We start from the raw sequence: 26,084 nt of genomic DNA on the forward strand, positions 1-26,084 counted from the left end.
GGTGATGTTGAAGTGCGTGAAATTCAATGACCTGTTGTGAGAAAAGTCGGCATTGAGCTTAAGACCAACGCAGCACTGATCATCATCGACCAACAAAAAGGCATCCTGCACCCCAAGTTAGGTCGTCGAAATAATCCTCAGGCCGAGGAACGGATTCTCGATTTGCTGGGTTATTGGCGTCGAACCGGGCGGCCGGTGATTCATGTGCAGCACCTGTCCCGTTCACCGGAATCGGTGTTCTGGCCGCAGCAATCAGGTGTTGAGTTTCAGGAACGCTTCATGCCACAGACTGGCGAGCAACTAATTCAGAAACAGGTACCGGATGCGTTTTGTGCGACGGGGCTGGAGGCGAGTTTGCGCGAGACAGGCATCGAGCAGTTGATCATCGTTGGCGTTGCAACCAACAACTCGGTGGAATCCACGGCGCGCACGGCCGGGAACCTGGGGTTTGACGCGTGGGTGGCGGAGGATGCGTGCTTTACGTTCGACAAGGCGGATTATTTTGGCAATGCGCATTCAGCGGAAGAGGTGCATGCGATGTCGCTGGGGAATTTGCAGGGGGAATATGCCACGGTTGTGAGTACCGCGCAGATCTTGAATGGACGGCGAGTTTGAGGGCCCCTTCGCGAGCAAGCCCGCTCCCACATTAAATCTGCTGCGGATACAAAACATGTGTCGGGCGCAGTTCTAATGTGGGAGCGGGCTTGCCCGCGAAGGCGATTCAACTGGCGAAGAATAAACTCGCCCGAAGCATCAAGCGCCGTGGCACTTCTTGAATTTCTTGCCGTTGCCGCATGGGCAAGGGTCGTTGCGGCCGACGTCTTTCAGGGCGTTTCGCACCGGTTCCTGGTGGGCGTGGCCGCAGTTCGGGCCGTGGACATGGCCATGGTCGTGATCATGGTGATCGTGATGGTCATGATCGTGGTTGCAGTCAGGGCCATGGACATGGGGTTGCTGGGTCATCGGTTCTGCTCCGGAATTAAATCGGCGGGGATTATCACGCCATTGCGCGCAAGGTGCACGTAGTGCGCGATGAATAAACCGGTTTCCATTTCACCTTCCAGACGATAGGGGATGGGCTGATCGGGTTTTTTCAGCATTTTCACCAAGTCCCGTACCTTGGGCCACAGATTGGTACGGATCGGCACCTTGAAATAGGCACTTCGCTTTGGGCCGACGGTGAACCAGTGTTCATGCTCGCCTTCGGCCAGCAGCATGTCGCCCAGGTGAATGCGGTATTCAAGGCCGCGCACCGTCAGGTCGCTGTCGTTGGGGTTGTCGACGCGAAAGTGCAGGATGAATTTCTGCTCCATCAACTTGGCCCGAACCACTTCGACCTTGACCAGATGCACTTGCGGATCCGGCAGTTCCTCACCGAACCAGGACGCGCAGCCGCCGAGCCCGAGAAACAGGAGCAGGGTAAGCATCTGTAACACGCGTCGCTGGGTGGTCATGGTGACGTCTCCTTGTAGGAGCGAGGCTTGCCCGCGAAGAAGGCCCCCCCGATCCTTCAGGGGCATCGCGTGATCGTTCTTCGCGGGCAAGCCTCCCTCCTACGGGTCGGGCAGGCTTCGCCAACTGCTACAACAGGGTTCACCTCAACTGCCGAAATACCCCGCGCAACACTTCTTGAATTTCTGCCCGCTGGCGCAGGGGCAGGCATCGTTGCGTCCGGCGTTGAGTGGCACGGTGGGGTCGATGAAGTACCAGTGCCCGGCGTTCTGCACGAACGAGGAGCGCTCGCGGTGGCTGTGTTCACCGCCACCGTCATGCCAGCGTGCGGTGAACGTGACGAATGCGTGTTCCGGTTGACCGCCCAATACCTCGGAGCTTTCCACCTCAAGTCCCAGCCAGGTGCTTTTTGCGCTCCAGTCGCTGATGGACTGCCGATCCAGGCCAGCCTGTTGCGCGGGCAGGGTGGTTGCCACCAGATAGTCGATCAGCCCCAGCACATAGGCGCTGTAACGCGAGCGCATCAAGGCTTCTGCACACGGCGCCGGATGCCCGGCATGGTAATGGCCGCAGCAGGCGTCGAGCAGGGTGCCGCTGCCGCAAGGGCAAATGGATGTACTCATTGCGTTACCACCAATATTTCCCGAAGTTTTCCGGATTGGCCCAGAACCGTGAGTTGAGCCAATCGGGCACCTGTTTATAGTCAAGCAGATCGTAGGTGAACAGCGTCAGCACTTGATCGTCGCGTTGGAAACGTTCACTGGCTTGCAAGGCCAGGGAAAAGAAATCCGTCTCCTGCCAGCCGCTGGCCGGCAAATCCGCCAGCACCGCAATGCGACTGGCGTTGAGATTACGGATCCCGCCTAACAAATTCAGACCGTCACGCTTTGGCAGGTGTTCAAGGCAATCGACCACCAGCGCCAGGTCAAAGCGGCGCGCCGCCAGTTCGGCCGGCAACGCACCCGGTGCCGCATGCGCCACGCAGCTGTCCGGGTGCGCGAGCTTGAACGCCTCAAGTGCGGGGAACTCGCTGGCGCCGATCAACAACAGGCGCGCGGGGGCGTATCGATCAAGCAAAGAGGCCAACGCCTGCTGGGGCGTGCGCGAAGAAATACCTGCAATCATCAGAGTTCCTCAATCAGAGCACCAAGACTAGCCTGCCCAAACGTCCGGGCCTAGAGCGGGTTTGCGCCAAAATCGGCGAACTGCCGTGAACACGGGGCAAAACAGCAATGGCCTATTGCTGGCGGAGATTAAAACTCGGGTCTTTACTCCCTGAATCGGTTCTAAGCCGATCCCTCAGGAGAAAACTAGATGAGCATAGTTCGGACAGCATTACCCTTGGTTCTGCTAACCAGTGTGTTGACTGGTTGCGCAGGTTTGCAGAAAACCGACTGGCCGACCTGTGCGGCGGTCGGTGGTGTCATCGGTGCAGGTCTCGGCGCGACCGAGAGCTCGGCGTGGGCGGGCTATGGCGCGCTGCTCGTTGGCGGCACGGCAGCGGCCTATTGCTGGGTTCACGGTGATGGCGACGAAGACGGCGACGGCGTGCCGGACAGTCGCGACAAGTGCCCGGGTACGCCTCGAGGCGTGAAGGTCGATGCCGACGGTTGCCCTCCACCAGTGCCTGCGCCAGTGGTCGAAGAGGTCGTGGTGGTCAAGGAAGAAGTCATTGTCATCCGAGATGTCCACTTCCAGTTCGACAAAGCCACACTCACGCCTTCCGATAAAGATGTACTCAACACAATCGCCACGCGCCTGAAACAGGAAGCCTCCTCCGCTCAATTGACCGTGACCGGCCACACCGACAGCGTGGGCAGTGATACCTATAACCAGAAACTGTCGGATAAGCGTGCTCATTCGGTGGTTGAATACCTCATCCAGCAAGGCGTACCACGCAGCAGCTTCGTGTCTGTGACCGGTGCCGGTGAAAGCCAGCCGGTGGCCGATAACAAAACCGCTGACGGCCGTGCACAGAACCGTCGCACGGAAATCAAAATCAACCGCTAAGTCCCATCCGCTCCGCGGCTTGTGCAGTCGCGGATGCGGGTCTTTACTCCTGTGTAACCGGTATGGGCCGGTAACACAGGAGCTTTCACAATGAGCGTTCTCACAAGGACCGTCTTGCCGGTTCTGCTGCTTGGCAGCCTGTTGACCGGTTGCGCCACTCACAGCGATGGCACCGCCCCTCTCAATCAACGTACATGGCCGATCTGCAGCCTCATCGGCGGACTGGTCGGTGGAGGCCTGGGCGCGATTGAAAGTGCCGGTTGGGCAGGCGGTGGTGCGGCGCTCGGTATTTTGACCGGCGGCTTGATCTGTTACGCCCAGGATGGCGATGAGGACGACGACGGGGTTTTCGATCGGCGTGATCGCTGCCCCGATACACCCGCCAACACACCTGTTGAACACCATGGTTGTCCGCTGCCGCAGTACCCGGCCAGCGTGAAACCTGTCGAAGTTGTGGAGCCCGAAGTCATCACTCTGCCCAGCGACGTGCTGTTTGCCTTCAACAAGTCTGACCTCAGTCCCGCAGCGCAGAGTCAGCTGGATGCGCTGATGTTCAAACTGCAACTCGCCGATGTGGTGAGCATCAAGGTGATCGGTCATACCGACAGCGTCGGTTCGGATGAATACAACCAGGCACTTTCGGAGCGTCGCGCCAGCAGTGTGGCGGCTTATCTGTTGAGCCAGGGCATTGCGCCGAGCAAACTCACCAGCGAAGGCAAAGGCGAAAGCCAGCCGGTGGCCGACAACGAAACGGATGAAGGACGCGCGAAAAACCGTCGCGTGGAGTTGCACATCAATCGCTAAACCGCGAAATAGAGCCGTCGGGCAGCAATTGCAGTTGATCCGACGGCCATTCGGCGGCCTTCATGAAGAATTTTCCGTTGCCCTCTGGCTTATCCCTCGCGGATGCCGTTACTGTGCGCGCAAAGAATAATTCTCAACGGGGGGGCGTATGAAGGTGTTTTGGGGGCTGGGGAAGTTGTTGACCCTGCTGTTCTGGCTGGTGGTGCTGGTCAATCTGCTGATGCCGTTTGTCAATCCGCTGCACCTGCTGGTCAATCTGGCTGGCGGCTTGTTGGCGTCTCTTCATCTGCTTGAGGCGGTGTTCTGTTTCCGCAGCCTCCGGGGTCGCGCCCACCCTTGGCGTGATCGCTTGAAGATCCTGTTTTTCGGCGTATTCCACCTGCAAACCCTCCCGGCTCCGACCGTATCGAAGGCTTCCCATGCGTAAACTCTGTCTGCTCGCCGCACTCATCAGCCCATTGGCCTGCGCTCAGGTGGTCAGTGTCGAAACCAATTCGTTGATGCGCCTGCCCAACACCGCCAGCACCTTGCAGCTTGAACGCCTGGAGGTCGCCGATTACGGCACCTTGTTGATTCCTTCGAACGTGACCGAAGTCATCGTCGGCGAATTGCATCTAGGGCGTGAGGCGCGGATCGCCATCGTGCCAAGTGAACAGGCACTGGAATTGAAAGTCAGCCGTGCCGAGTTGTCCGAAGGCAGCCAGATCACGGCTAGGGGGGCGCCGGGGACTTACCTCAAGGCCGCCCGCTCGGGACGCAACCTGAATGTGCAGATCAAGGCACTGAATGCGCCGCAGTTGTCGGTAGACGCTCGCGGTGGCGCGGGCGCGCCGGGTTTTGTGGGCCTCGACGGGGCCAACGGTCAGGCACCGGGTTGCACCTGGGGCCAGGCCGGTCGTGGTGCCGACGGCAGCAATGGCAGTGATGGTCAGCCGGGTGCGCCGGGGGCGCTGGTCAGGCTGGAAGTGCCTCGTGATTATCCGGTTGAACAGATCAAGGTTCAGGTGGCGGGTGGTGCCGGTGGCCTCGCGGGTCCTGGTGGCAAGCCGGGCGCGGGCGGCAAGGCCAAGGGCTGTTTCGTTTACGAGGCCGATGGCGGCAAAAGCGGGCGCCCTGGCGTAGATGGCCAGCCGGGGCCAGCCGGGGCGGCGGGTTCGGTGACCGTACAGCGATTGTAATAACGACCGAGAACCCCTGTGGCGAGGGAGCTTGGTTGAGGGGACTTTGTGGCGAGGGGACTTGTCCCCGTTGGACCGCGCAGCGGTCCCCTGCACTCTTCCACATACACCGCACTCACAGGTTTACGACTGCTCCGCAGCCGAACGGGGCGGTGCGACGTTTCGCCAAGTCCCCTCGCCACAAAAGCTGTGAAGAGTCAGAACATCGGTCTGGCCGCAGCAATCGCCACCAGCACCAGCCCGACGATCAAATTGATCCCCACCAATTTGCGAATCTTCCCAAGCGTCGTTGCCCCGGTCGGCCAATCCTGTGCCGTCACTGCCGTGCGCAACTCCGGCAACAACAACGCCTGAATCCGGATAAACAGCGCGGTCATCACCACGTACAACCCCATCATCACCTGCACGTACCGCGGCGCGGCCTCAAACCCGGCGTATTGCAGATGAATCATCCCCACCCCGCTGATCGGCAAAAGCACCACCGCCACCCAGACCCAGCGGAAAAAACCTTGAAACACTTCCACCCACAGCTTCAAACGGGCAGGGCCCTCCAGCGCCTTCATCGCGGCGGGCCGCAAGACCATCCAGGCGAAAAACATGCCGCCCACCCACACCAAGGCGGACAGGACATGCAGGGTGTAAACGATGCCAAAAGGTGTCATTGAGGTACTCCGTTCTGCGCGGGATTAATTAGCGGGGTATGATAGCGGCCCATACGAACCACTGAAAATTTATCCAGCGTTTTTTGCGCCCGACAATCCATGATCAGCACCGAACTCAAAACCACGATCCAGGGCGCCTACTCGCGTTTTCTTGAAGCCAAGAGCCTCAAGCCGCGCTACGGCCAACGCCTGATGATCGCCGAAATTGCCAAAGTCCTCGGTGACATCGACACCGACGACGAAGGCCGGCGCAGTGGCGACCCCGCGATTGTCGCGGTGGAAGCCGGCACCGGTACCGGTAAAACCGTGGCCTACAGCCTGGCGGCGATCCCCACCGCCAAGGCCGCCGGCAAACGCCTGGTCATCGCCACGGCCACCGTTGCCCTGCAAGAGCAGATCGTCTACAAGGATTTGCCTGACCTGATGCGCAACAGCGGGCTGAATTTCAGCTTCGCCCTGGCCAAGGGCCGTGGGCGCTACATGTGCCTGTCCAAGCTCGACATGTTGCTTCAGGAAGGTCACGCGCAAACCGCCACGGCTCAGCTGTTCGAAGAAGAAGGTTTCAAGATCGAGGTCGATGAGGCCAGCCAGAAGCTGTTTACCAGCATGATCGAGAAACTCGCCGGCAATAAATGGGACGGCGACCGCGACAGTTGGTCCACCGCCCTCGAAGACGCCGACTGGGCGCGCCTGACCACCGATCACAGCCAGTGCACCAACCGTCATTGCCCGAACTTCGGCCAGTGCGCCTTCTACAAGGCCCGCGAAGGCATGGGCAAGGTTGACGTGATTGTCACCAACCACGACATGGTCCTGGCCGACCTCGCGTTGGGCGGCGGCGCCGTGCTGCCGGACCCGCGCGACACCATCTACGTGTTCGACGAAGGCCATCACCTGCCGGACAAGGCCATCGGCCATTTCGCCCACTACACGCGCCTGCGTTCCACCGCCGACTGGCTGGAAACCACCGCCAAGAACCTCACCAAACTGCTGGCCCAGCATCCGCTGCCGGGTGACCTGGGCAAGTTGATCGAGCAGGTGCCGGAACTGGCCCGCGAGATCAAGACCCAGCAGCAGTTCATGTTCACCGCGTGCGAGCAGGTCGCCGATTTCAAACCCGGCGAAGACGTTGAAGGCCGCGAGCGGCCGCGTCACCGCTTCGTCGGCGGTGTGATTCCCGAGCACATGCGTGAAATGGGCATCGAATTGAAGAAGGGCTTTGCCCGTCTGACCGACCTGTTCACCCGGCTCACCGAACTGCTCAAGGAAGGCATGGACGGCGAGGTCAACATCGGCATCGCCAGCAACCAGGCAGAAGAGTGGTATCCGCTGTTTGGCAGCCTGTTGTCGCGTTCTTCGGGCAACTGGGAGTTGTGGGTCGCATTCACCGCTGAAGACCCGGAAGACAACCCGCCCATGGCCCGTTGGCTGACCCTGGCCGAAAGCGGTTCGCTGTTCGATATCGAGGTCAATGCCAGCCCGATCCTGGCGGCGGAAATGCTCCGTCGCAATCTGTGGAACGTGGCCTATGGCGCGCTGGTGACCTCGGCCACCCTGACCGCGCTCGGCACCTTCGACCGCTTCCGCATGCGCGCCGGCCTGCCGAAAAAAGCCGTGACCGCCGTGGTCCCGAGCCCGTTCCATCACGCCGACGCCGGTGTGCTGCGGGTGCCGGACCTGAAGGCTGATCCGCGTGATGCGCCGGCCCACACCGCGGCGATCATCCGCGATCTGCCGCAACTGGTGGAAGGTTCGCGCGGTACCCTGGTGTTGTTCTCCTCGCGCAAGCAGATGCAGGACGTGTTCGACGGCCTGGACCGCGACTGGCGCAAGCAAGTGTTCATTCAAGGCAACCTGTCGAAACAGGAAACCCTGAACAAGCACAAGGCGCGTGTTGATGGCGGAGACTCCAGCGTGCTGTTCGGCCTGGCGAGTTTTGCCGAAGGTGTCGACTTGCCCGGTGCGTATTGCGAGCACGTGGTGATCGCGAAGATTCCGTTCTCGGTGCCCGACGACCCGGTCGAAGCAGCCCTGGCCGAATGGATCGAAGCCCGTGGCGGCAATCCGTTCATGGAAATCTCCGTGCCCGACGCCTCGCTGAAACTGGTCCAGGCCTGCGGTCGCTTGCTGCGTACCGAAGAAGACCGCGGCACCATCACCCTGCTCGATCGACGTCTGGTCACCCAGCGTTATGGCAAAGCGATCCTCAACGCATTGCCGCCATTCCGTCGCGAAATTTCCTGAAACACCGGTGGGCTTTTTAGCCCGCCGCGTTGTCTATCGTTCAGCCATCGCTTTTCCATTGGCCCGTTGAGGGTCGTCAGGGAGAACCACGTTCCTATGATTCGCCGTTCGTTGCCTGCTGTTTTCGCCTTGATCTTCTCAGCCCCTTTGCTGGCAGCCCCTGCCGGCCAACAGACGCTGTTCAACTTTGTGCGCCCCGCCGATGTGGTCCAGGTGGCGACTCAGGATGCCAGCCTGCCGCAATCCAATGCGGAGCAAACGGCCGAAGGCGAAGTGTTGCGTCGGGTGACGTTCAACCCGGTGGCGCAACCGACCTTGCGTCTGACCCCGCAAACCGGGGCCTGGGACTGGTCGCAGTCGGGTGTCATGAGCTTGCGCATCCAGAGCGCGATGGACTGGGCCGTGACCCTGTACGTGAAAATCCAGAGCAACGATGGCAAGACGTTGATCAGTCGTGTCGATTTGCCCGCCGGACCGGCGCAGACCCTGCTGGTGCCGCTGCAACCGAGTTCGCCGCTGAGCCAGGGCATGAAGGCCGGGCCACCGATGCCGATGACGTTTGACGGTCAACGGGTATTGCTGGCCAGCAGCGCCGGTGAGCTGGATCGCAGCCAGGTGGTGTCGGTCACGTTGTCGATGGATCAGCCGAAAGCGGCCCAAAGCATCTTGCTTGAGCGCTTCGGCGTGCAGGACGGTGAAGCGGTGACCAAGGCGGCTTATGGCGGTCTGGTGGACGCCTTTGGTCAATCGACCCGGGCAAAATGGCCGGAAAAGGTCAGCAGCGATGAGCAATTGAAAAGCGCCGCTTCCAAGGAACAGCAACAAACGAAAACCTGGCTCGCCGAGCGCGAGAAGCTGTCCCTGGACAAGTTCGGCGGCTGGAACAAAGGCCCGGCGTTCAAGGCCAGCGGCTTTTTCCGTACTGAAAAGCGCGACGGTCGCTGGTACCTGGTGACCCCGGAAGGGCATCCATTCTATTCACTCGGGGTCAACACCGTTACCCCGGACGTCAACCAGACCTACATCGCTGGCCGCGAGTGGATGTTTGAATCCCTGCCGAAACCGGAAGAACCCCTGGCCAGCCATTATGGCGAAGGCGACAACCGTGGCGGCAACGGCGCCGATCAGGGCCGTGGCTATAACGCCGGTCGCTGGTACGATTTCTATGGCGCTAACTTGCAGCGCCTTTACGGCGAACCGTGTGCGCTGGGCAGCGACACCAAGGCCGGTGTCGCCGAAGCGGCCAAGGCCGATGCGGTCGAGGCCACGGCCGACAAGGCCGCCGAGCAACCTGCCGCGTCTACGACTGCCGAATCCGGCGTCGCCGAAGCTGCCAAGACCGGCGCAGACGAAGCTACTGTCGCCAAAGCCGTCGAGCAAAAACCTGCTGAGCCCTGCAATGCCGTGGTTGATGAACAACGCTGGGCCAGCCATACCCTGGATCGTCTGCAAGCCTGGGGTTTCAACACGGTCGGCAACTGGAGCGCCCCGGCGCTGGCCAATGCTGACCGTGTGCCGTACACCTTGCCGCTGTCGATCGTCGGCGATTACGCCAGCATCAGTACCGGCACCGACTGGTGGGGCGGCATGCCCGACCCGTTTGACCCACGCTTCGCCATGGCCACCGAACGCGCCGTGGCCATCGCCGCCCGTGACCATCGCGACGATCCGTGGCTGATCGGTTACTTCGCCGACAACGAACTGGCCTGGGCCGGCCCCGGCGACGATCCGAAAGCCCGTTACGCACTGGCCTACGGCACTTTGAAGATGACCACCGACGTGCCGGCCAAACGTGCGTTCCTCAAGCAATTGCGCGACAAGTACCGCAATCAGGCCGGCCTTTCCAAGGCCTGGGGCATCGACTTGCCGGCCTGGGAATTGATGGAAGACCCGGGCTTCGTGCCGCCGCTGCCGAGCGCCGAACACCCGGAAATCGAGGCTGATTTCAAATACTTCCAGAAGGTCTTCGCCGATACCTACTTCAAGACCCTCTCCGATTCGCTCAAGTGGCACGCGCCGAACCAATTGCTGCTGGGCGGTCGTTTTGCCATCAGCACCCCGGAAGCCGTTGAGTCCTGCGCGCAGTATTGCGACGTGCTGAGCTTCAACCTGTACACCTTGAAACCGCAAGACGGCTATGACTTTGCCAAGTTGCGCAGCCTGGACAAACCGGTGCTGATCACCGAATTCAACTTCGGCTCCGCCGATCGCGGTCCGTTCTGGGGCGGCGTGACGCAATTGGCCAAGGAAGAAGACCGTGGCCCGGCTTATGCCAACTTTCTCAAACAGGCGTTGAGTGAACCGTCGATTGTCGGCGTGCACTGGTTCCAGTACCTCGATCAACCGGTGACCGGACGTCTGCTGGATGGCGAGAACGGTCACTTTGGCCTGGTAGGCATTACCGATCTGCCGTTCCAGGGCTTCGTCGACAGCGTGCGCAAGAGCAACCTGGCGACTGTCGATCAGTTGGGCAAGGAGGCTGAGAAGGCCAAGGCTGAAGCGGACAAAGCCAGCCATGAGGGCGAGGGCGGCAAAAAAGGTGATGCTGGCAAAGGCGCAGGGCAGGGTGCCGGTCATGCTGGCGGGCATTCCGCCAACGGCCACTGAGTCCTGCCGGACCGCGTTATCGTTCTTCGCGGGCAAGTCGGATCGCCGCCCGCTCGCTCCTACGGGATTACGCATCCCCTGTAGGAGCGAGGCTTGCCCGCGAAAGCGCCCTCAAAGGCACAACAAATTTCTGATCCAATCCATGGGCAACGGACCGCCCAGCCCGCACCTGTTCCCAAATCCCGCAAGGGCTGGAACAATGCGGACCACTTTGTAGATTTCGGGGAGTTGCGGGTGCAGATTCAGGGTCATTACGAGCTTAAGTTCGAAGCAGTACGCGAAGCGTTCGCGGCGCTGTTCGACGATCCTCAGGAACGTGGCGCGGCGTTGTGCATCCGGGTCGGTGGCGAAACCGTCCTCGACCTCTGGGCCGGTACCGCCGACAAGGATGGCCTTGAAGCCTGGCACAGCGACACCATCGCCAACCTGTTCTCCTGCACCAAGACCTTCACTGCCGTCACCGCCCTGCAATTGGTGGCCGAAGGCAAGCTGCAACTGGATGCCCCGGTGGCTCGCTACTGGCCCGAATTCGCCGCCGCCGGCAAAGAATCCGTCACCTTGCGCCAGTTGCTCTGCCATCAGGCCGGCCTGCCGGCGCTGCGCGAGTTGCTGGTGCCCGAAGCGCTTTACGACTGGCACACCATGGTCGATGCCTTGGCCGCCGAAACGCCGTGGTGGACGCCGGGCGAAGGCCACGGTTACGCGGCAATCACCTATGGCTGGCTGGTGGGCGAGTTGCTGCGCCGTGCCGACGGTCGTGGGCCCGGCGCATCGATTGTGGCGCGGGTAGCGAAGCCTTTGGGACTGGATTTCCATGTCGGCCTGGCGGACGAAGAGTTCCACCGCGTGGCGCACATCGCCCGTGGCAAGGGCAATGTTGGCGATGCCGCGGCCCAGCGTTTGCTGCAAGTGACCCTGCGCGAGCCGACCGCCATGACCACCCGGGCCTTCACCAACCCGCCGTCGATCATGACCAGCACTAACAAGCCCGAATGGCGCCGGATGCAACAGCCGGCCGCCAACGGCCACGGCAACGCCCGTAGCCTCGCTGGTTTCTACGCCGGCCTGCTTGATGGCAGCCTGCTGGAAAGCGAAATGCTCGAGGAGCTGACCCGCGAACACAGCGTTGGCGAAGACAAGACTTTATTGACCCGGACCCGTTTTGGCCTGGGTTGCATGCTCGATCAACCGGATGTTCCCAATGCGACCTATGGCCTCGGCCCACGGGCATTCGGCCATCCTGGCGCTGGCGGCTCCATCGGTTTTGCTGACCCGGAACATGATGTGGCTTTCGGTTTTGTGACAAATACACTGGGGCCTTACGTCTTGATGGATCCGCGTGCGCAGAAGCTTGCGCGGGTACTGGCCACTTGTCTGTAAAACGCACTCTCGGGCTCCAGGGCCGGAACCCGAATGCCTTTATGTTTTCCAAGCGTCTGTTTATCCGGTCACGCCGGCCTGATTTTTTATGATTTCATTTTTGTGGATATCCAATGTCATTCAATAAAACCACCCTTGCCTTGGCCCTGTGTGTCGCGATCACCGGTTGTGCACAGACCCCACAAAATGACTCGGATGGCAGCAGCTGGTGGCCGTTCGGCTCCTCCGACAAAGTCGCGGCGAAAGAGCCGGCTCCGGCCCCAACTCCAGCCCCAGCCCCTTTGAAAACTGCCGCCGCTGCTCCAGCGGCCAAAGCTGAAAGCTCCAACCCTTGGTACTGGCCGTTCGGCTCCGATGAAGTGCTCGACAAAAAGCCGGAAGTAAAACCCGAAGCCAAGCCTGTCGAAGTCGCCAAGGCTGAAGCCGATGCCGGTGGCAAATGGTGGTGGCCGTTCGGTGGTAAAGATCAACCCACTGCCAAAGCCGTGCCGATGCCGGATCCTAAAGTCACTCAAGCCTGGCTCGACGATTACGAGCCGCGCCTGCGCGAGGCCATCAAGGGCAGCAACCTGCAGCTCGAGCGCCGTGAAAACGTATTGGTGGTGACAGCGCCGGTAGAAGGCTCGTTCAACCCGGACCGTCCGGCCATGTTGCTGCCGGTGACCCTCGGCCCGTTCACTCGCGTCGCGAAAATCCTGGAGGTCGATCCAAAGACCGCCGTATTGGTGCTCGGTCACAGCGATACCTCGGGCGCCGCACCGGCCAACGTGAAACTGAGCCAGGAGCGTGCACAATCCGTGGCCGCGATCTTCCGCCTCAGTGGTTTGCAGCGTGATCGTCTGATGCTGCGCGGCATGGGTGGTGAAGCTCCGCGTGCTGCCAACGACAGCAACGAAGGTCGTGCCTTGAACCGTCGCGTGGAATTACTGGTCACTCCGCAGAACACCATGGTCGCGCTGCTGAGCAAGTACAACATGCCGGCCCCGGCGCCAGTGCGTCTGGTCGCTGCCCAGGACGTCAAGCCAGTGGCAAAGCCGGCTACCCCTGCGCCAGCCGCGAAGAAAGCGGATGTACCAGCCGCGAAAAAAGCCCCGGCCAAGAAAGCCGCCAAGGCTCCAGCCAAGAAAACACCGGCTAAAACCGCGACCCCGGCGAAGAAGACTGCGCCAGCGAAAGCCGCTGCAGCTGACAAGAAAGTCGTTGCCGCCGATGCGGTCAAAAAGTAACTCGTTAACCAAAAGGAATGCGCCATGACCCAGGGCCTGGCTGATATGCGTCGCGACTACACCCGTGATGGCCTGACCGAGGCGCAAGCCCCGGCCGAGCCGTTCGGGCTGTTCCACCAGTGGTTTGCCGACGCGGTGAAAACCGAGCAACCGCCGGTGGAGGCCAATGCCATGACCCTGGCCACCGTCGATCACGACGGTCGGCCGCATTGCCGCATTCTGCTGCTCAAGGGCCTGGACGAAGAGGGCTTCACCTTCTTCACCAATTACGACAGCGCCAAAGGCCAGCATCTGGCGGCGAACCCGCTCGCCGCCATGACGTTCTTCTGGCCGACCCTGGAGCGCCAGGTGCGCATCGAAGGGCGGGTGGTGAAGGTGACTGCTGAAGAGTCTGACGCCTATTTTCAGGTCCGCCCGTTGGGCAGTCGTCTTGGTGCCTGGGCTTCGCCCCAGAGTCGGGTGATCGCCGATCGCGCTGAACTGGAAGCGCTGCTCAAGAACACCGAGCAACGTTTCAGCGACACACAACCGCACTGCCCGGAACACTGGGGCGGTTATCGCTTGCTACCCGAGCGCATCGAGTTCTGGCAAGGCCGTCCGAGCCGCCTGCACGATCGCCTCAACTACCGCCTGCAAGGCGCCGACTGGATTCTTGAACGTCTGGCACCTTAGGCAGTCTACCGATCGGGATAGCCCGCTGCAGCGGCTTCAAGCCACTGCGGCAGGTCCCGGCGCTTGATCTTCTGCGCCTGAGCGCTTGCCAGTTGCTCGAGCATGAACGCTTTTTTCTGCTCGTCTTTACCCGCCAGTGCCAACGCCAGATCGCGGTCCATCCAGCGCTTGATCCGCACGTACAACCACCAGTGGAAGTACAAACCGGCGACCGTGGTGACGACAATGATGAAGTAATCCATGAAAATCCTTGGGTCAGTGGCGCAGATTTTTCAGTTTGCCGCTACTGTGTGGTGAGTTCCGAGGCGCCTGTACCGGGCCTGAATGAAACCAATTTTATCCGTGCGATGCCGTGACAGGCGTCAAGCTGCGGAGTTTAATGAATACCTGTCCTTTGGAGTTGATGCTATGCGTAAGTCTGTTCTGCTGGTTGCTTCCTTTTCCACGATGGCGATGTTGCTCACCGGCTGCCAATCGAGCCTGACCGGTGACTCCTATTCCCGTGATGAAGCGCGTCGTGTGCAGACCGTTCGCATGGGCACCATCGAATCCTTGCGCCCGGTGAAAATCGAAGGCACCAAGACCCCGATCGGCGGCGCAGCTGGCGCAGTCGTCGGCGGTGTCGGCGGTAGCGCCATCGGTGGCGGTAAAGGCAGCATCGTCGCTGCGGTCATCGGCGCTGTGGCTGGCGGCCTGCTCGGTTCAGCCACCGAAGAAGGCCTGACCCGCACCCAGGGCGTCGAAATCACCGTTCGCGAAGACGACGGCAGCATGCGCGCCTATGTGCAGCAGGTTCAGGAGAACGAAGTGTTCCGTGTGGGTGAGCGGGTGCGGATTGCTACTGTTGACGGTACGAGCCGCGTTTCGCACTAAGCGGGAACGAGCGGTAAAAGAAAACCCCGACCGGGTGACTGGTTGGGGTTTTGTGTTTTTGGGGATTGCTCAGGATGACTCGGGTGCTGAAAGACGTCCTATGAGAACTGGTTTTCGATATTTTGTTAGTCGCGTGAAGTCAGAAACAAATCAAGATTTTCAGGTAGCTCCATTGCGCACGCTTTTTCTATGCCGAGAATCTGTTGGTCGGTTAATCGGTAATCATGTAACGAGTCTTCGTCATGAGCCCATCCCATAATTAGATGTTTCATGGTTTCTTTTGTGATGGATAGTTATTTGCCGGGTAAAAAACGACCTGGCTTCTCTCACCATTCTTTCCGATATCGAAACGCAATCTGGTAGTCAAAAGCGGAAACATCAATTTGATGTTTGAACAGAGGCTGAATTTCAGGAATCCAAGCCACCAAAACATCGAATCCTCCGTCGTATATCTCGTTTTCCGCCATCAAACCCAACGCGGCGATTATTGAGCCGTTATCGCCAAGGTCGGCGGAGTATTCCTTTCCGTCCGCTATTTCCGTTTCCTTGTCATACCAGTCCAATCTGACTTTCAGTCCCATGTAGTCCTCACAAATACTTTTTAATGCTGCGGTTTTTCTTGGGTGGATCTATTTGCTCACCAGTTTTGTGATCGAACGAGCCGAGATGACTTCCATCGCTTGCACGATAGGCTTCTAACTCCCCATGCAAAGAGTCCCATTCATAAATGGTTCGGCCTTTGGCATCAATCCAACGTTCTCGAAGGCCGCCGCCTCCTTGTCGTGGTGTCTTCTTCTTCGCCTCGCGCAAGCCTGAAAAACCGGTGATTTCTTCTGTTTCGGGCGCGGAGTGATAGTCGTGATCGGGGTTAGGAAGTTTTCGTCCTGAAACACTAACCACAATGTAAACCGGCTTCACCCCCGAACCCGCCGGAAACACAAGAATGAAATCCTTGTAATCAGGCGGATAAACCGGATTCACAATAATCCCGTCAGCCGCTTCCGTCGGCGGATACACCCAAATATGCGGCGCTTGCGGAGCAGCCTCTAGCGCTGGTATCCCAAGGATGTCCGACCCATCCACAGCCGGTGTCCAAATCAGCTCTACGCCGTTGCCAAGGTCAGCCACCTGCTGACTGCCGCGCAACGTGAACTGCGCAACATCAACCATTTCCCAATCGCGGTTCTTGCCAGTGTAAAAGCCATACCCCTTGAGACGGCCATCAGCCTGTTGCTCAACCCGAAGGCGAACTCGGGTCCTGGCCTGTTTCAGGGCGCGCAACTGATCTTCGGTGTAAAGCGCGCTGTCGCCCAGACTTGGTGTCCAGAACAGCGCGACCACCGTTGCCAATGCGGTGGCTCCAGCAGCGCCGATTGCTGCAACCGGAGCCGCGAGCGCCGGCGCACTCAGCGCAAGTCGGCCAATGCCAAGCGAGACGGTACTGCACTGATGGTTTCGAGATTCAGCAGCCCGGCGTCGTCTGCTTCGCGAGCGCCGAGCCAGACGACTTCCCCATAATCCTTGAGGCTGTCAGTGGGCACCATGCCCGAAGGATTCGAGTAATCGATGATGGCGTCCGGCAGTTTGCAGGACTTGGCGAAGACGCATCCGGCACGAACGGATTCGTCCTTTTTGGCGACGATCTCACGACTGCGCTCGAAAGCGTCTTGCCGCGCAAGCATGGCGTCGTAGGCGTTTTGCCGGGCCTCCCGCTTGGCCAGTTCGGTGGCCGTCATGAAGCGGTGAGTGACGTGATGTCCGTCGCCGGACGGTGGGTTTTTAACCCTGGGGATATCCTTGTTTCCAGCCACTGATCTTCCTTGCGTTCGTACATCGACAGCCCCGAACAAGGGGCTGTGCGACGTTAACGAACGAGGTTAAACGTGGCTGTAGGACGAATCCTGATTGTCGCTCAGAGGGTTCTCTTTCGCTCAGGATGGCAGCGCGGTGCGCTTGCGGCTCGCTGCCGCCGTCACCGCATAACCGATCAATGCCGCCAGAATCGAACCGGTCAAAATGCCCATCCGGTCCATCCCGGCGTATTCACTGACGCCCGGCTCGAAGGCCAGGGAACCAACAAAAAGGCTCATGGTAAAGCCGATACCACAGAGGATCGCCACACCCAGCACCTGGCCCCAGTTGGCGCCTTGGGGCAGGGCAGCGATGCCGATTTTCACGGCGAGCCAGGTCAGGCCGAACACACCGAGGGTTTTGCCCAGCAGCAGGCCCACCGCAATGCCCATCGGCACGTGGTGAGTGAAGCTTTCCATGGTCACGCCGCTGAGCGACAAGCCGGCGTTGGCGAAGGCGAACAGCGGCAGGATGCCATAGGCCACCCAGGGATGCAGGGCGTGTTCGAGGGTCAGCAGCGGCGAGGGTTCGGCGTTTTTTGTGCGCAAAGGAATGCAGAACGCCAGGGTCACACCGGCCAGTGTCGCGTGGACCCCGCTCTTGAGCACGCACACCCAGAGGATCAAACCGATGATCATGTACGGCCCGAGCTTGACCACGCCAAGCCGGTTCATCGCGATCAAGGCGACGATGCACGACGCGGCCAATGCCAGCGAAAGCGTCGACAGCGTGCCGGAGTAGAAGATTGCAATGACGATAATGGCGCCGAGGTCGTCGATGATCGCGAGGGTCATCAGGAACAGTTTCAGCGACACCGGCACGCGCTTGCCCAGGAGGGCGAGGACGCCGAGGGCGAAGGCGATGTCGGTGGCCATCGGGATGGCCCAGCCACTCAGGGCGGCCGGGTTGTCACGGTTGAGAAACCAGTAGAACAGCGCCGGAACCACCATGCCGCCAATCGCTGCCGCGCCGGGCAGGACGATCTGCGAAGGTTTCGACAGCTGGCCGTCGAGGACTTCGCGCTTCACTTCCAGGCCGATCAGCAGGAAAAACAGAGCCATCAAGCCATCGTTGATCCACAGCAGCGCCGGTTTTGCGATTTGCAGCGCACCGATCTGCGCCACCACCGGCGTGTCCAGGAAACTGCTGTACATCCACGACAACGGGGAGTTGTTGATGATCAAAGCCAGGGCTGCCGCGGCGATCAATAACAGACCGCTGGCAGCTTCCAACTGAAAGAAACGCGTGAAAGTGCTACGCAGAGGCAAGGTCGCTCTCCATCGAATAATCAAAAAGGTGGCACACCCTAACCTGTACCGTTAGTTGTTAAAACAAAAGTTATATTCTTTTTTGTTATATGCCGTTACAGCACGAAAGGCCGGCACCGACCTGAGCCTAGCAGTTGCAAGACGTATTGGGCCTCAGCTGTATCTGTGCGTAGCGTGGGATTTTTCCTAAGCTTGTTGGCTGAGCCTTGCGACAAGGCCGACTCTTGTCCGATTCAACGAGAAAACCATCATGAGCGACAACCGACAGTGGGCCCGCGAAGCCATCCGGATCATCGAAGCCGACTTCCAGCGCAGCGCCGACACCCACCTGATCCCTTTGCCGCTCCCGGGTTTTCCGGGTATCGAGTTGTATTTCAAGGATGAGTCCAGCCATCCCACCGGCAGCCTCAAGCACCGGCTGGCGCGCTCGTTGTTCCTCTATGCCTTGTGCAACGGCTGGCTCAAACCCGGCGCGCCGGTGATTGAAGCGTCCAGCGGTTCGACGGCGATTTCCGAGGCTTACTTCGCCAGGTTGCTGGGCTTGCCGTTCATTGCAGTGATGCCGGCGACCACGTCCAAAGAGAAGATCGCGCAGATCGCTTTCTACGGCGGCAAGAGCCATCTGGTCGACGATCCGACCCAGATCTACGCTGAGTCCGAGCGTCTGGCTCGCGAACACGACGGGCATTTCATCGACCAGTTCACCTACGCCGAACGCGCCACCGACTGGCGGGCGAACAACAACATCGCCGAGTCGATATTCCAGCAAATGCGATTCGAGCAGCACCCGGAACCGAGCTGGCTGATTTCCAGCCCTGGCACCGGCGGCACCACCGCGACGCTGGGCCGATACGTGCGTTATCGCCAGCATTGCACCCGCGTGTTGTGCGCCGATGCCGAGCGTTCGGTGTTCTTCGATTACTACAAGACCGGTGATGCGAGCCTGCGTCTGGACTGCGGTTCGCGGATTGAAGGGATTGGCCGGCCACGGGTGGAAGCGTCGTTCCTGCCCAAGGTGATCGATGCGATGGTCAAGGTGCCGGACGCCTTGTCGCTGGCGGCCATGCATTACCTGGCGCAGCATTTGGGACGGCGTGTCGGTGGGTCGAGCGGGACCAACCTGATCGGCGCCTTGATGGCGGCCGGGCAGATGGCGGCGGCGGGGGAGTCGGGGTCGATCGTGGCGATTCTGTGCGACGGCGGCGAGCGGTATGAGACAAGCTATTACGACCAGGATTGGCTCAAGGCCCAGGGGTATGAGTTGAGTGGATTGATGGATGTTGTCGCGGCGAGTGTCGAGCGCGGCGAGCCGCTTCCCGCCACCGTGCTGCGCGCCAATATCTGATACCAAGCACCACCCCTGCAGGAGCGAGGCTTGCCCGCGAAGAAGTTGACGCGGTCTTCCTGAAAGACCGCATTATCGTTCTTCGCGGGCAAGCCTCGCTCCTACAAGGGTGGTGTTGCTTCAGGCTTCGAGGCCGAGGATGTCGCGGGCAACCGCTTCGGCAATCCGAATCCCGTCGACACCCGCCGACAGAATCCCGCCCGCATAACCTGCGCCTTCGCCCGCCGGGAACAACCCCTTGACGTTCAGGCTCTGCATCGACTCGTTACGGGTAATCCGCAGCGGCGACGAGGTGCGCGTCTCGATCCCAGTCAACACCGCGTCATGCAGCGAGTAACCGCGAATCTGCTTTTCGAACGCCGGCAAGGCTTCACGAATGGCTTCGATGGCAAACGCGGGCAGGGCCAACGCCAGATCACCCAAGGCAACGCCAGGCTTGTAGGACGGCTCAACGCTGCCCAATTCGGTGGACGGCTTGCCCGCAATAAAGTCGCCCACCAGTTGCGCCGGCGCTTCGTAGTTGCTGCCGCCCAGCACAAAAGCGTGGGATTCCAGGCGTTCCTGCAACTCGATACCCGCCAGCGGGCCACCCGGGTAATCGACTTCCGGGGTGATCCCGACAACGATCCCGGAGTTGGCATTGCGCTCGTTACGCGAGTACTGGCTCATGCCGTTGGTGACCACGCGGCCCGGCTCGGACGTCGCCGCCACCACGGTGCCGCCCGGGCACATGCAGAAGCTGTACACCGAGCGACCGTTCTTGGCGTGGTGCACCAGTTTGTAGTCGGCAGCCCCGAGTTTCGGGTGGCCGGCGTATTTGCCCAGGCGTGCGCGGTCGATCAGCGACTGCGGGTGTTCAATACGGAAACCCACCGAGAACGGCTTGGCTTCCATGAACACACCACGGCCGTGAAGCATGCGGAAGGTGTCGCGGGCGCTGTGGCCCAAGGCAAGAATCACGTGCTTCGAATGAATCTGTTCGCCGCCATTGAGCTCGACGCCAACCAGTTGGCCGTCTTCGATCAACACGTCGGTGACCCGCTGCTGGAAGCGCACTTCGCCGCCCAGCGCGCGAATCTGCTCGCGCATGTTTTCCACCACGCCGGTCAGGCGGAACGTGCCGATGTGCGGTTTGCTGACATAGAGGATTTCTTCCGGTGCGCCGGCCTTGACGAACTCGTGCAGGACTTTGCGACCGATGAATTTCGGGTCCTTGATCTGGCTGTAGAGCTTGCCGTCGGAGAACGTCCCCGCGCCGCCTTCACCAAACTGCACGTTGGATTCCGGGTTGAGCACGTTTTTACGCCACAGGCCCCAGGTGTCTTTAGTGCGCTGGCGCACTTCGGTGCCACGCTCGAGAATGATCGGCTTGAAGCCCATTTGCGCGAGCAGCAGCCCGGCGAAAATCCCGCACGGACCAAAACCCACGACGACAGGACGTTGCTCAAGATCAGCCGGCGCCTGGCCGACCACTTTGTAGCTGACATCCGGCGCCACGTTGACGTTACGGTCATCGGCGAACGTGTGCAGCACCGCGGCCTCATCGCGAACGTTGAGGTCGATGGTGTAGATGAAGCACAGTTCAGAGGACTTTTTGCGCGCATCGTAGCTGCGCTTGAACAAGGTGAAATCGAGCAGGTCATCGCTGGCGATGCCCAGGCGCTGCACGATGGCAGGGCGCAGGTCTTCATCGGGATGGTCGATCGGCAACTTGAGTTCGGTGATTCGTAACATGACGGGATCCGGTTCGCGGGGCGCACAACTGCGCCAAGGCGTTTGAAGGCGGCGATTATAAGCCCCAAACGCCGGTCCCGTGAGGCAAAAACGATCAGTCGTTACGCGATCCGCCGAAATACCCGCAACCACGCTGAACCTGGCCGTCGACGCGCAGTTCGGCGCTCATGTGCTGGACGCTGCCGGTGGTGCTGTCGACGCAACGTTGCGGCGCGACCCACAGTTCGATGTGCTGGTTATTGGCTTCGGTGCTGAGATTGAAACGGCCATCGCCCAGCTGTTCTTCAACGTAAGGCACGGCCAAGGGCGGCTGGCCGGCGCGGTCGATGACCATGCCTTTGCCGCTGACCTTGACGTTCCAGTCCGGCGAGTGGCCGGCGGCGCGCAGGATCAGCAGTTTGAAATTGGGATCGTCGCACGCGGTGCCTGAGCGTTCGACACGGTACAGCTGCTCAAGATCGAGACGGCTGTCAACAATGCGCCCGCGCACGTCGGCGAACAGCTTGCCCTGGGCATCGGCAAGGGTCGCGGCCTCTTGCAGGACGCTGGTGCCGCCGGTGTCGTTGACCACATAACTGCGCTGCTCATTGCACGGCTGGAACAGCAGTTTGCCGTCCGCCGCCGTCAACTGGCCCTGCAGGCGGGTCTGGCTGACATGGGAGGCATTTTCACGCGGGCCATCAAACAATTGGCAGGCGGCAAACAGCGGAAGCAGGGCAACAAGGACTAAGGAACGGGCAACACGCATCTTTGGCTCTCCAGACAAGTGCCGCCACGTTACGCAGCCTGACCGTTCATCACAACCCCGGCGATGTTCGATCTCCCGTAGGAGCGAAGCTTGCTCGCGAAGGGGCCAGTACATCCAGCATCGTCGTGAATGACACATCGCTTTCGCGAGCAAGCTTCGCTCCTACAGTGAGACTGGTGTGTCAGCTCACGTGAAAGGTCTGACCTGTTTGCAAGCCTTCCACACTTTTGGCGTAGGCCAACGCCACATCCGCTGCGGGAACCGGCTTGTAGCCCCGGAAGTACGGCGCGTAACTGCCCATGGCTTCGAGCAGAACGGTCGGGCTGATCGAGTTCACCCGCAAGCCGCGAGGCAGTTCGATGGCCGCCGCACGCACGAAACTGTCCAGCGCGCCGTTGACCAATGCCGCCGAGGCGCCGCTGCGAATCGGGTCGTGGCTGAGCACGCCGGTGGTGAAGGTGAACGAGGCGCCGTCATTGGCGAATTCACGGCCGATCAGCAGCAGGTTGACCTGGCCCATCAGCTTGTCTTTCAAACCCAGGGCAAAGCTGTCTTCGCTCATTTCATCCAGTGGCGCGAAGGTGACGTTGCCGGCTGCGCAGACCAGCGCATCGAATTTTCCGGTTTGCTCGAACAGCTTGCGGATCGAGGCGCTGTCGCTGATATCCACATTGAAATCACCGCTGTTACGGCCGATGCGGATGATGTCGTGGCGCTGGGACAGTTCCTTGTCGACCGCTGAACCGATGGTGCCGCCTGCGCCTATCAAAAGAATTTTCATCGTGCTGTTCCTCGAAGTGGTTGAACGAGGTTGCAGTCTAGAGTGGTTTTTTCCGTTGATAAGCGCGCTAATAGGCAACCTTTGGTTTTCAAATGGAAACAATCCATGAGCGAGATGGATGATTTGGCAGCGTTCGCGGTGTTGATCGAAGCGGGCAGTTTTACCCTGGCGGCGCAGCAATTGGGCTGCAGCAAGGGGCAGTTGTCCAAGCGCATCAGCTTGCTGGAAACACGGTTCTCGGTGGTCCTGTTGCAACGCACCACCCGCCGTTTGAGTTTGACGGCGGCGGGCGCGGCGCTGTTGCCTCAAGCTCAGGCGCTGGTGGTACAAGTCGAGAAGGCGCGTCAGGCATTGGCGCGATTGAAGGACGACATGGCAGGGCCGGTGCGCATGACGGTTCCGGTCTCGCTGGGGGAGACCTTCTTCGATGGCTTGCTACTGGAGTTTTCCCGCAAATATCCCGAGGTGCAGATTGAGTTGGACCTCAATAACAGCTTTCACGATTTGTCCCGAGACGGTTTTGACTTGGCCATCCGCTCCGAAGTGGCCAATGACCAACGACTGGTCGCACGTCCGTTGTTGGCCTGGCACGAAATGACCTGCGCCAGCCCGGCCTATCTCGAACAGTACGGTGAGCCGCAGATGCCCCAGGCATTGGCCGACCATCGTTGTCTGCTGAACAGCCATTACAGCGGTCGTGAAGAATGGCTGTATCACCAACAGCACGAGTTGCTGCGGGTGCGGGTGTCGGGGCCGTTTGCCAGTAATCACTACAGCCTGCTGAAAAAAGCAGCGCTGGCGGGTGCTGGCATTGCGCGGTTGCCTTCTTACCTGCTGCAAACGGAATTGGCTGACGGGCGATTGCGCTGGCTCCTGCGCGATTATCAGACGCGGAGCATGCCGATGTACCTGGTGCATCCGTATCAGGGCGGCCTGCCGAAACGCACGCAGGTGTTGGCGGACTATCTCATCGACTGGTTCAAACGCAGCGGCGAGGCCTTGGCGCGTCTCCAACAATAGCCGCCCCCCCCAACCTCTTGTAGGAGTGAGCCTGCTCGCGAAAGCGGAGTATCAGTCAACATCAATGCTGGATGTCACACCGCTATCGCGAGCAGGCTCACTCCTACAGGGGATAGTGTTTAGCGGGCGAAATGTCGGGCGATCAGGTGATCGATCGACAATTTGCCCGGTCCGGTCGCCATCAGGTACAGCAGCACCGCCGCCCAAGTGCCATGGGTCGGGTAGGCGTCGGGGTACACGAACAGTTGAATGGTCAGGGTCATGCCCAGCAAGGCCAACGCCGAAAACCGCGTGGCGAAGCCGATCAGGATCAGCATCGGAAAGAAATGCTCGGCGAAGGCGGCCAGGTGCGCCGCCAGTTCCGGGGACAGCAATGGCACGTGGTACTCGCTCTGGAACAGCGGGATGGTCGAGTCCGCCAGATGCGGCACGCCAAGCTGGAAGGAGCCGTCAAACAGGTCGATGGCCAGGCCTTCGACCTTGGTTTGCCCGGACTTCCAGAACACCGCCGCAATCGAGAAGCGCGCAATAAAGGCGATCAGGCTGTGGGGGATCATCTCCATTAGCGCGATGGCGCGAACGATGGGGTTCTGTGATTCGGTGCGGATATTCATGTCGATGCCTTGTTGTTATGCAAGTGAGTGATGGCGTTGCGGCTGATCAGCAGCGCCAGGGTTTGGCTGAGGTCGAAAGCGGGGGCGGCTTCCAGCGCCTGCATCAATGACAGGCCGTTCTGCAGGTTCTGGATGAACGCACTGGCACCTTGATCGATGGCGAATACTTCAACGTCCAGGCCATTGCGCAGCACCAGCGCGTGTTGACCAAGGTTCAGATCAATCCCCGCCAGCGTCGCTTCCTTTTGATGCGCGGCCCAGATCGCGACCACGGCGAAGGCAGAATCCAGCAGGTTGAGGGAGGGATGGAGTTCAACGGTCAACTCGCTGAGGGCTTGCGGGTCGGCAAGCGCCGGGGCGATCTGCTCATGCCCCAGGGGCCGCGCATCAGCCGCGTGATAGGCGATGACGCGCAGGCGCTCCAATCGGGCGACATCGGCCAGATAAGGCACGTTGGCGGCGGGCGCAAAGCCTTCGATGAAGTTTGCGAAATCATGCCCGTAGTCATTCATCAACGGGCTGCGGGGCGGGGTGCCTTGCACATAAATACCAGCCATGGCCCGGAAGAATTCATCGCCGACCAATTGCAAAACCACCGGGTAACTGTCCGCCAGCGCGTTGATCAACGAGCCCTGCACATTGTTGCGATACACCGCAAAACGGCTGGCCGGATCGGCGCCATTGGCACTGATTAATCCGTCGGGGCAGGGCAGTTGCGGATTGAGTAATGCAGCAGCGAAATCGGCGTGATTGCTCATGACCGGACCTCGGCGCACAGCAACAATTCATCGGCCTGACGCGCTTCGGCGTGCAGCACGCTGAAGGCCGGCAGCTGATTGTCGCGCTCGATCAGCGTCGCTATCGGGCCGACGCGTTCCAGCACTTGCACGTACAGAGCCCACACGGCGTTATCGATGGGGGCGCCGTGATCGTCGATCAGAAGACGGTCACCGAGGCTGTCGGTGTCTTCGGCAAATCCGGCCAGATGAATCTCACCGATCGCGTCAAGGGGCAAGGCATTGATGTAGGCCATAGGATCGCGTTGATGATTGATGCTCGACACATAGACGTTGTTCACGTCCAGCAACAGCCCGCAGCCTGTGCGGCGAATGACTTCACTGATGAAGTCGGCTTCATCGATCGTCGACCGCTTGAACGCCAGATACGTCGCCGGGTTCTCCAGCAGCATTGGGCGTTTGAGCGCGGTTTGCACCTGATCAATGTGTTCGCAGACGCGGTTCAGCGTGGCGTTGTCGTAGGCCAGCGGCAGCAGGTCATTGAGGAACACCGGGCCATGGCTGGACCAGGCCAGGTGTTCGGAAAAGGAGTGGGGTTGATAGCGCTCGATCAGCTCGGCAAGGCGTTGCAGGTGTTGAATATCCAGCGGACCATCGGCACCGATGGACAGGCCAACGCCATGCAGCGACAGCGGATACTGCTCGCGGATCAACCCCAGATAGTGATGAAAAGGGCCGCCGGCCACCATGTAGTTTTCGGCGTGGACTTCGAAGAAACCGATGTCCGGTTGTGAACCGAGCACTTCACGCAAGTGCCCGGTCTTGAGCCCCAGCCCGGCGCGGGGCGGGAGCCCGAACGGTGAATTGTTCATGGTCGA

The 26,084-nt window shown here is 60.3% G+C and carries 27 protein-coding genes and 1 pseudogene; 13 read left to right on the top strand and 15 right to left on the bottom strand.

Annotated elements, in window-relative coordinates:
- The first annotated feature begins 51 nt into the window (after nt 1–51).
- Entirely contained in the window at nt 52–615 is a 564-nt protein-coding gene (locus tag ACA051_RS06765; protein ID WP_497375521.1) for a cysteine hydrolase family protein, read from the top strand.
- A gap of 138 nt (nt 616–753) precedes the next feature.
- Here the strand turns inward: ACA051_RS06765 and ACA051_RS06770 are convergent, their stop codons facing one another.
- The 4 genes from ACA051_RS06770 to ACA051_RS06785 all read right to left on the bottom strand — a co-directional run bounded on the left by ACA051_RS06770 (nt 754) and on the right by ACA051_RS06785 (nt 2,577).
- On the bottom strand, nt 754–963 hold the full coding sequence (locus tag ACA051_RS06770; RefSeq protein WP_007906737.1) for an SEC-C metal-binding domain-containing protein: 210 nt from the start codon (nt 961–963) through the stop codon (nt 754–756).
- Nucleotides 960–1,454 (bottom strand): LEA/WHy family protein, encoded by a 495-nt coding sequence (locus ACA051_RS06775; RefSeq protein WP_497308721.1) that lies wholly within the window; start codon nt 1,452–1,454, stop codon nt 960–962. The genes ACA051_RS06770 and ACA051_RS06775 overlap by 4 nt, the downstream gene beginning before the upstream one ends.
- A gap of 144 nt (nt 1,455–1,598) precedes the next feature.
- Nucleotides 1,599–2,075 carry a YchJ family protein gene (locus tag ACA051_RS06780; protein ID WP_497308723.1) on the bottom strand — a complete coding sequence of 159 codons (477 nt, stop codon included), beginning with the start codon at nt 2,073–2,075 and terminating at the stop codon, nt 1,599–1,601.
- Nucleotides 2,076–2,079: 4 nt separating this feature from the next.
- Nucleotides 2,080–2,577: a DUF6231 family protein gene (locus ACA051_RS06785; protein WP_497374067.1), complete on the bottom strand. Its 498-nt coding sequence runs from the start codon at nt 2,575–2,577 to the stop codon at nt 2,080–2,082.
- Between the two features lie 189 nt (nt 2,578–2,766).
- Here ACA051_RS06785 and ACA051_RS06790 point away from each other — a divergent pair, with 189 nt between their 5' ends.
- The 4 genes from ACA051_RS06790 to ACA051_RS06805 all read left to right on the top strand — a co-directional run bounded on the left by ACA051_RS06790 (nt 2,767) and on the right by ACA051_RS06805 (nt 5,444).
- Entirely contained in the window at nt 2,767–3,462 is a 696-nt protein-coding gene (locus ACA051_RS06790; RefSeq protein ID WP_497374069.1) for a PA1041 family peptidoglycan-binding anchor lipoprotein, read from the top strand.
- A 90-nt stretch (nt 3,463–3,552) separates the two neighbouring features.
- Complete coding sequence (locus ACA051_RS06795) at nt 3,553–4,266, top strand: PA1041 family peptidoglycan-binding anchor lipoprotein (RefSeq protein ID WP_497308727.1); 714 nt, start codon at nt 3,553–3,555, stop codon at nt 4,264–4,266.
- 148 nt (nt 4,267–4,414) lie between these two features.
- Nucleotides 4,415–4,693, top strand: a complete 279-nt coding sequence (locus tag ACA051_RS06800; protein WP_497308729.1) for a DUF1145 domain-containing protein — start codon at nt 4,415–4,417, stop codon at nt 4,691–4,693.
- The gene (locus tag ACA051_RS06805) at nt 4,686–5,444 is read left to right on the top strand and encodes a collagen-like triple helix repeat-containing protein (protein ID WP_497308731.1); all 759 of its coding nucleotides are present in this window, start codon (nt 4,686–4,688) and stop codon (nt 5,442–5,444) included. The genes ACA051_RS06800 and ACA051_RS06805 overlap by 8 nt, the downstream gene beginning before the upstream one ends.
- Before the next feature lie 197 nt (nt 5,445–5,641).
- On the opposite strand, the gene ACA051_RS06810 is transcribed toward ACA051_RS06805, so the two are convergent.
- Entirely contained in the window at nt 5,642–6,106 is a 465-nt protein-coding gene (locus tag ACA051_RS06810) for a CopD family protein (protein WP_497308733.1), read from the bottom strand.
- 99 nt (nt 6,107–6,205) lie between these two features.
- On the opposite strand from ACA051_RS06810, the gene dinG reads away from it, so the two are divergent.
- From dinG to pdxH, 5 genes are all read left to right on the top strand, one after another.
- A complete protein-coding gene (gene dinG, locus ACA051_RS06815) occupies nt 6,206–8,350 on the top strand; it encodes an ATP-dependent DNA helicase DinG (protein ID WP_497297719.1) in 2,145 nt (714 codons plus the stop codon).
- A 96-nt stretch (nt 8,351–8,446) separates the two neighbouring features.
- Nucleotides 8,447–10,957 carry a beta-galactosidase gene (locus ACA051_RS06820; protein ID WP_497374071.1) on the top strand — a complete coding sequence of 837 codons (2,511 nt, stop codon included), beginning with the start codon at nt 8,447–8,449 and terminating at the stop codon, nt 10,955–10,957.
- 234 nt (nt 10,958–11,191) lie between these two features.
- A complete protein-coding gene (locus ACA051_RS06825; RefSeq protein WP_497374073.1) occupies nt 11,192–12,337 on the top strand; it encodes a serine hydrolase domain-containing protein in 1,146 nt (381 codons plus the stop codon).
- A 113-nt stretch (nt 12,338–12,450) separates the two neighbouring features.
- Nucleotides 12,451–13,563: an OmpA family protein gene (locus ACA051_RS06830; protein WP_497308739.1), complete on the top strand. Its 1,113-nt coding sequence runs from the start codon at nt 12,451–12,453 to the stop codon at nt 13,561–13,563.
- Nucleotides 13,564–13,587: 24 nt separating this feature from the next.
- Entirely contained in the window at nt 13,588–14,235 is a 648-nt protein-coding gene (gene pdxH / locus ACA051_RS06835) for a pyridoxamine 5'-phosphate oxidase (protein ID WP_497308741.1), read from the top strand.
- Between the two features lie 5 nt (nt 14,236–14,240).
- Here the strand turns inward: pdxH and ACA051_RS06840 are convergent, their stop codons facing one another.
- Complete coding sequence (locus ACA051_RS06840; protein ID WP_077749569.1) at nt 14,241–14,477, bottom strand: hypothetical protein; 237 nt, start codon at nt 14,475–14,477, stop codon at nt 14,241–14,243.
- Nucleotides 14,478–14,643: 166 nt separating this feature from the next.
- Here ACA051_RS06840 and ACA051_RS06845 point away from each other — a divergent pair, with 166 nt between their 5' ends.
- The gene (locus ACA051_RS06845) at nt 14,644–15,108 is read left to right on the top strand and encodes an outer membrane lipoprotein (protein WP_084321772.1); all 465 of its coding nucleotides are present in this window, start codon (nt 14,644–14,646) and stop codon (nt 15,106–15,108) included.
- A gap of 326 nt (nt 15,109–15,434) precedes the next feature.
- On the opposite strand, the gene ACA051_RS06850 is transcribed toward ACA051_RS06845, so the two are convergent.
- The 3 genes and pseudogenes from ACA051_RS06850 to nhaA form a co-directional block, all read right to left on the bottom strand.
- Complete coding sequence (locus ACA051_RS06850; protein WP_497308743.1) at nt 15,435–15,689, bottom strand: colicin E3-like toxin immunity protein; 255 nt, start codon at nt 15,687–15,689, stop codon at nt 15,435–15,437.
- Nucleotides 15,690–15,696: 7 nt separating this feature from the next.
- Nucleotides 15,697–16,919 (bottom strand): annotated as a pseudogene (locus ACA051_RS06855) (colicin E3/pyocin S6 family cytotoxin).
- 120 nt (nt 16,920–17,039) lie between these two features.
- Nucleotides 17,040–18,227 (bottom strand): Na+/H+ antiporter NhaA, encoded by a 1,188-nt coding sequence (gene nhaA, locus ACA051_RS06860; RefSeq protein WP_497308747.1) that lies wholly within the window; start codon nt 18,225–18,227, stop codon nt 17,040–17,042.
- A gap of 247 nt (nt 18,228–18,474) precedes the next feature.
- Here nhaA and ACA051_RS06865 point away from each other — a divergent pair, with 247 nt between their 5' ends.
- Nucleotides 18,475–19,572 carry a PLP-dependent cysteine synthase family protein gene (locus ACA051_RS06865; RefSeq protein WP_497310552.1) on the top strand — a complete coding sequence of 366 codons (1,098 nt, stop codon included), beginning with the start codon at nt 18,475–18,477 and terminating at the stop codon, nt 19,570–19,572.
- A gap of 120 nt (nt 19,573–19,692) precedes the next feature.
- Here the strand turns inward: ACA051_RS06865 and ACA051_RS06870 are convergent, their stop codons facing one another.
- The 3 genes from ACA051_RS06870 to ACA051_RS06880 form a co-directional block, all read right to left on the bottom strand.
- Nucleotides 19,693–21,306, bottom strand: coding sequence for an NAD(P)/FAD-dependent oxidoreductase (locus ACA051_RS06870; protein WP_497308749.1), 1,614 nt, complete (start codon nt 21,304–21,306; stop codon nt 19,693–19,695).
- A gap of 94 nt (nt 21,307–21,400) precedes the next feature.
- Nucleotides 21,401–22,054 (bottom strand): COG3650 family protein, encoded by a 654-nt coding sequence (locus ACA051_RS06875; protein WP_497308751.1) that lies wholly within the window; start codon nt 22,052–22,054, stop codon nt 21,401–21,403.
- A gap of 181 nt (nt 22,055–22,235) precedes the next feature.
- Complete coding sequence (locus ACA051_RS06880) at nt 22,236–22,835, bottom strand: short chain dehydrogenase (protein ID WP_497374075.1); 600 nt, start codon at nt 22,833–22,835, stop codon at nt 22,236–22,238.
- A gap of 105 nt (nt 22,836–22,940) precedes the next feature.
- On the opposite strand from ACA051_RS06880, the gene ACA051_RS06885 reads away from it, so the two are divergent.
- Complete coding sequence (locus ACA051_RS06885; protein WP_497374077.1) at nt 22,941–23,855, top strand: LysR family transcriptional regulator; 915 nt, start codon at nt 22,941–22,943, stop codon at nt 23,853–23,855.
- 119 nt (nt 23,856–23,974) lie between these two features.
- Here the strand turns inward: ACA051_RS06885 and ACA051_RS06890 are convergent, their stop codons facing one another.
- Genes ACA051_RS06890 through bufB form a run of 3 tightly spaced genes read right to left on the bottom strand, consistent with a single transcriptional unit; the run spans nt 23,975 to nt 26,078 of the window.
- Nucleotides 23,975–24,469: a DoxX family protein gene (locus tag ACA051_RS06890; protein ID WP_497374079.1), complete on the bottom strand. Its 495-nt coding sequence runs from the start codon at nt 24,467–24,469 to the stop codon at nt 23,975–23,977.
- A complete protein-coding gene (locus tag ACA051_RS06895) occupies nt 24,466–25,227 on the bottom strand; it encodes an HvfC/BufC N-terminal domain-containing protein (RefSeq protein WP_497374081.1) in 762 nt (253 codons plus the stop codon). The genes ACA051_RS06890 and ACA051_RS06895 overlap by 4 nt, the downstream gene beginning before the upstream one ends.
- Nucleotides 25,224–26,078, bottom strand: coding sequence for an MNIO family bufferin maturase (bufB, locus tag ACA051_RS06900; RefSeq protein ID WP_497308761.1), 855 nt, complete (start codon nt 26,076–26,078; stop codon nt 25,224–25,226). Before bufB ends, ACA051_RS06895 begins: the two co-directional genes overlap by 4 nt.
- Nucleotides 26,079–26,084 lie beyond the last annotated feature (6 nt).

The sequence above is a fragment of the Pseudomonas sp. LBUM1669 genome (genome assembly GCF_059695705.1).

What these genes read in the sequence shown, in the direction of transcription:
- ACA051_RS06770 (WP_007906737.1), bottom strand. Translation starts at nt 963, where the DNA reads ATGACCCAGCAACCCCATGTCCATGGCCCTGACTGCAACCACGATCAT.
- ACA051_RS06775 (WP_497308721.1), bottom strand. Translation starts at nt 1,454, where the DNA reads ATGACCACCCAGCGACGCGTGTTACAGATGCTTACCCTGCTCCTGTTT.
- ACA051_RS06780 (WP_497308723.1), bottom strand. Translation starts at nt 2,075, where the DNA reads ATGAGTACATCCATTTGCCCTTGCGGCAGCGGCACCCTGCTCGACGCC.
- ACA051_RS06785 (WP_497374067.1), bottom strand. Translation starts at nt 2,577, where the DNA reads ATGATTGCAGGTATTTCTTCGCGCACGCCCCAGCAGGCGTTGGCCTCT.
- ACA051_RS06790 (WP_497374069.1), top strand. Translation starts at nt 2,767, where the DNA reads ATGAGCATAGTTCGGACAGCATTACCCTTGGTTCTGCTAACCAGTGTG.
- ACA051_RS06795 (WP_497308727.1), top strand. Translation starts at nt 3,553, where the DNA reads ATGAGCGTTCTCACAAGGACCGTCTTGCCGGTTCTGCTGCTTGGCAGC.
- ACA051_RS06800 (WP_497308729.1), top strand. Translation starts at nt 4,415, where the DNA reads ATGAAGGTGTTTTGGGGGCTGGGGAAGTTGTTGACCCTGCTGTTCTGG.
- ACA051_RS06805 (WP_497308731.1), top strand. Translation starts at nt 4,686, where the DNA reads ATGCGTAAACTCTGTCTGCTCGCCGCACTCATCAGCCCATTGGCCTGC.
- ACA051_RS06810 (WP_497308733.1), bottom strand. Translation starts at nt 6,106, where the DNA reads ATGACACCTTTTGGCATCGTTTACACCCTGCATGTCCTGTCCGCCTTG.
- dinG (WP_497297719.1), top strand. Translation starts at nt 6,206, where the DNA reads ATGATCAGCACCGAACTCAAAACCACGATCCAGGGCGCCTACTCGCGT.
- ACA051_RS06820 (WP_497374071.1), top strand. Translation starts at nt 8,447, where the DNA reads ATGATTCGCCGTTCGTTGCCTGCTGTTTTCGCCTTGATCTTCTCAGCC.
- ACA051_RS06830 (WP_497308739.1), top strand. Translation starts at nt 12,451, where the DNA reads ATGTCATTCAATAAAACCACCCTTGCCTTGGCCCTGTGTGTCGCGATC.
- pdxH (WP_497308741.1), top strand. Translation starts at nt 13,588, where the DNA reads ATGACCCAGGGCCTGGCTGATATGCGTCGCGACTACACCCGTGATGGC.
- ACA051_RS06840 (WP_077749569.1), bottom strand. Translation starts at nt 14,477, where the DNA reads ATGGATTACTTCATCATTGTCGTCACCACGGTCGCCGGTTTGTACTTC.
- ACA051_RS06845 (WP_084321772.1), top strand. Translation starts at nt 14,644, where the DNA reads ATGCGTAAGTCTGTTCTGCTGGTTGCTTCCTTTTCCACGATGGCGATG.
- ACA051_RS06850 (WP_497308743.1), bottom strand. Translation starts at nt 15,689, where the DNA reads ATGGGACTGAAAGTCAGATTGGACTGGTATGACAAGGAAACGGAAATA.
- ACA051_RS06870 (WP_497308749.1), bottom strand. Translation starts at nt 21,306, where the DNA reads ATGTTACGAATCACCGAACTCAAGTTGCCGATCGACCATCCCGATGAA.
- ACA051_RS06875 (WP_497308751.1), bottom strand. Translation starts at nt 22,054, where the DNA reads ATGCGTGTTGCCCGTTCCTTAGTCCTTGTTGCCCTGCTTCCGCTGTTT.
- ACA051_RS06880 (WP_497374075.1), bottom strand. Translation starts at nt 22,835, where the DNA reads ATGAAAATTCTTTTGATAGGCGCAGGCGGCACCATCGGTTCAGCGGTC.
- ACA051_RS06885 (WP_497374077.1), top strand. Translation starts at nt 22,941, where the DNA reads ATGAGCGAGATGGATGATTTGGCAGCGTTCGCGGTGTTGATCGAAGCG.
- ACA051_RS06890 (WP_497374079.1), bottom strand. Translation starts at nt 24,469, where the DNA reads ATGAATATCCGCACCGAATCACAGAACCCCATCGTTCGCGCCATCGCG.
- ACA051_RS06895 (WP_497374081.1), bottom strand. Translation starts at nt 25,227, where the DNA reads ATGAGCAATCACGCCGATTTCGCTGCTGCATTACTCAATCCGCAACTG.
- bufB (WP_497308761.1), bottom strand. Translation starts at nt 26,078, where the DNA reads ATGAACAATTCACCGTTCGGGCTCCCGCCCCGCGCCGGGCTGGGGCTC.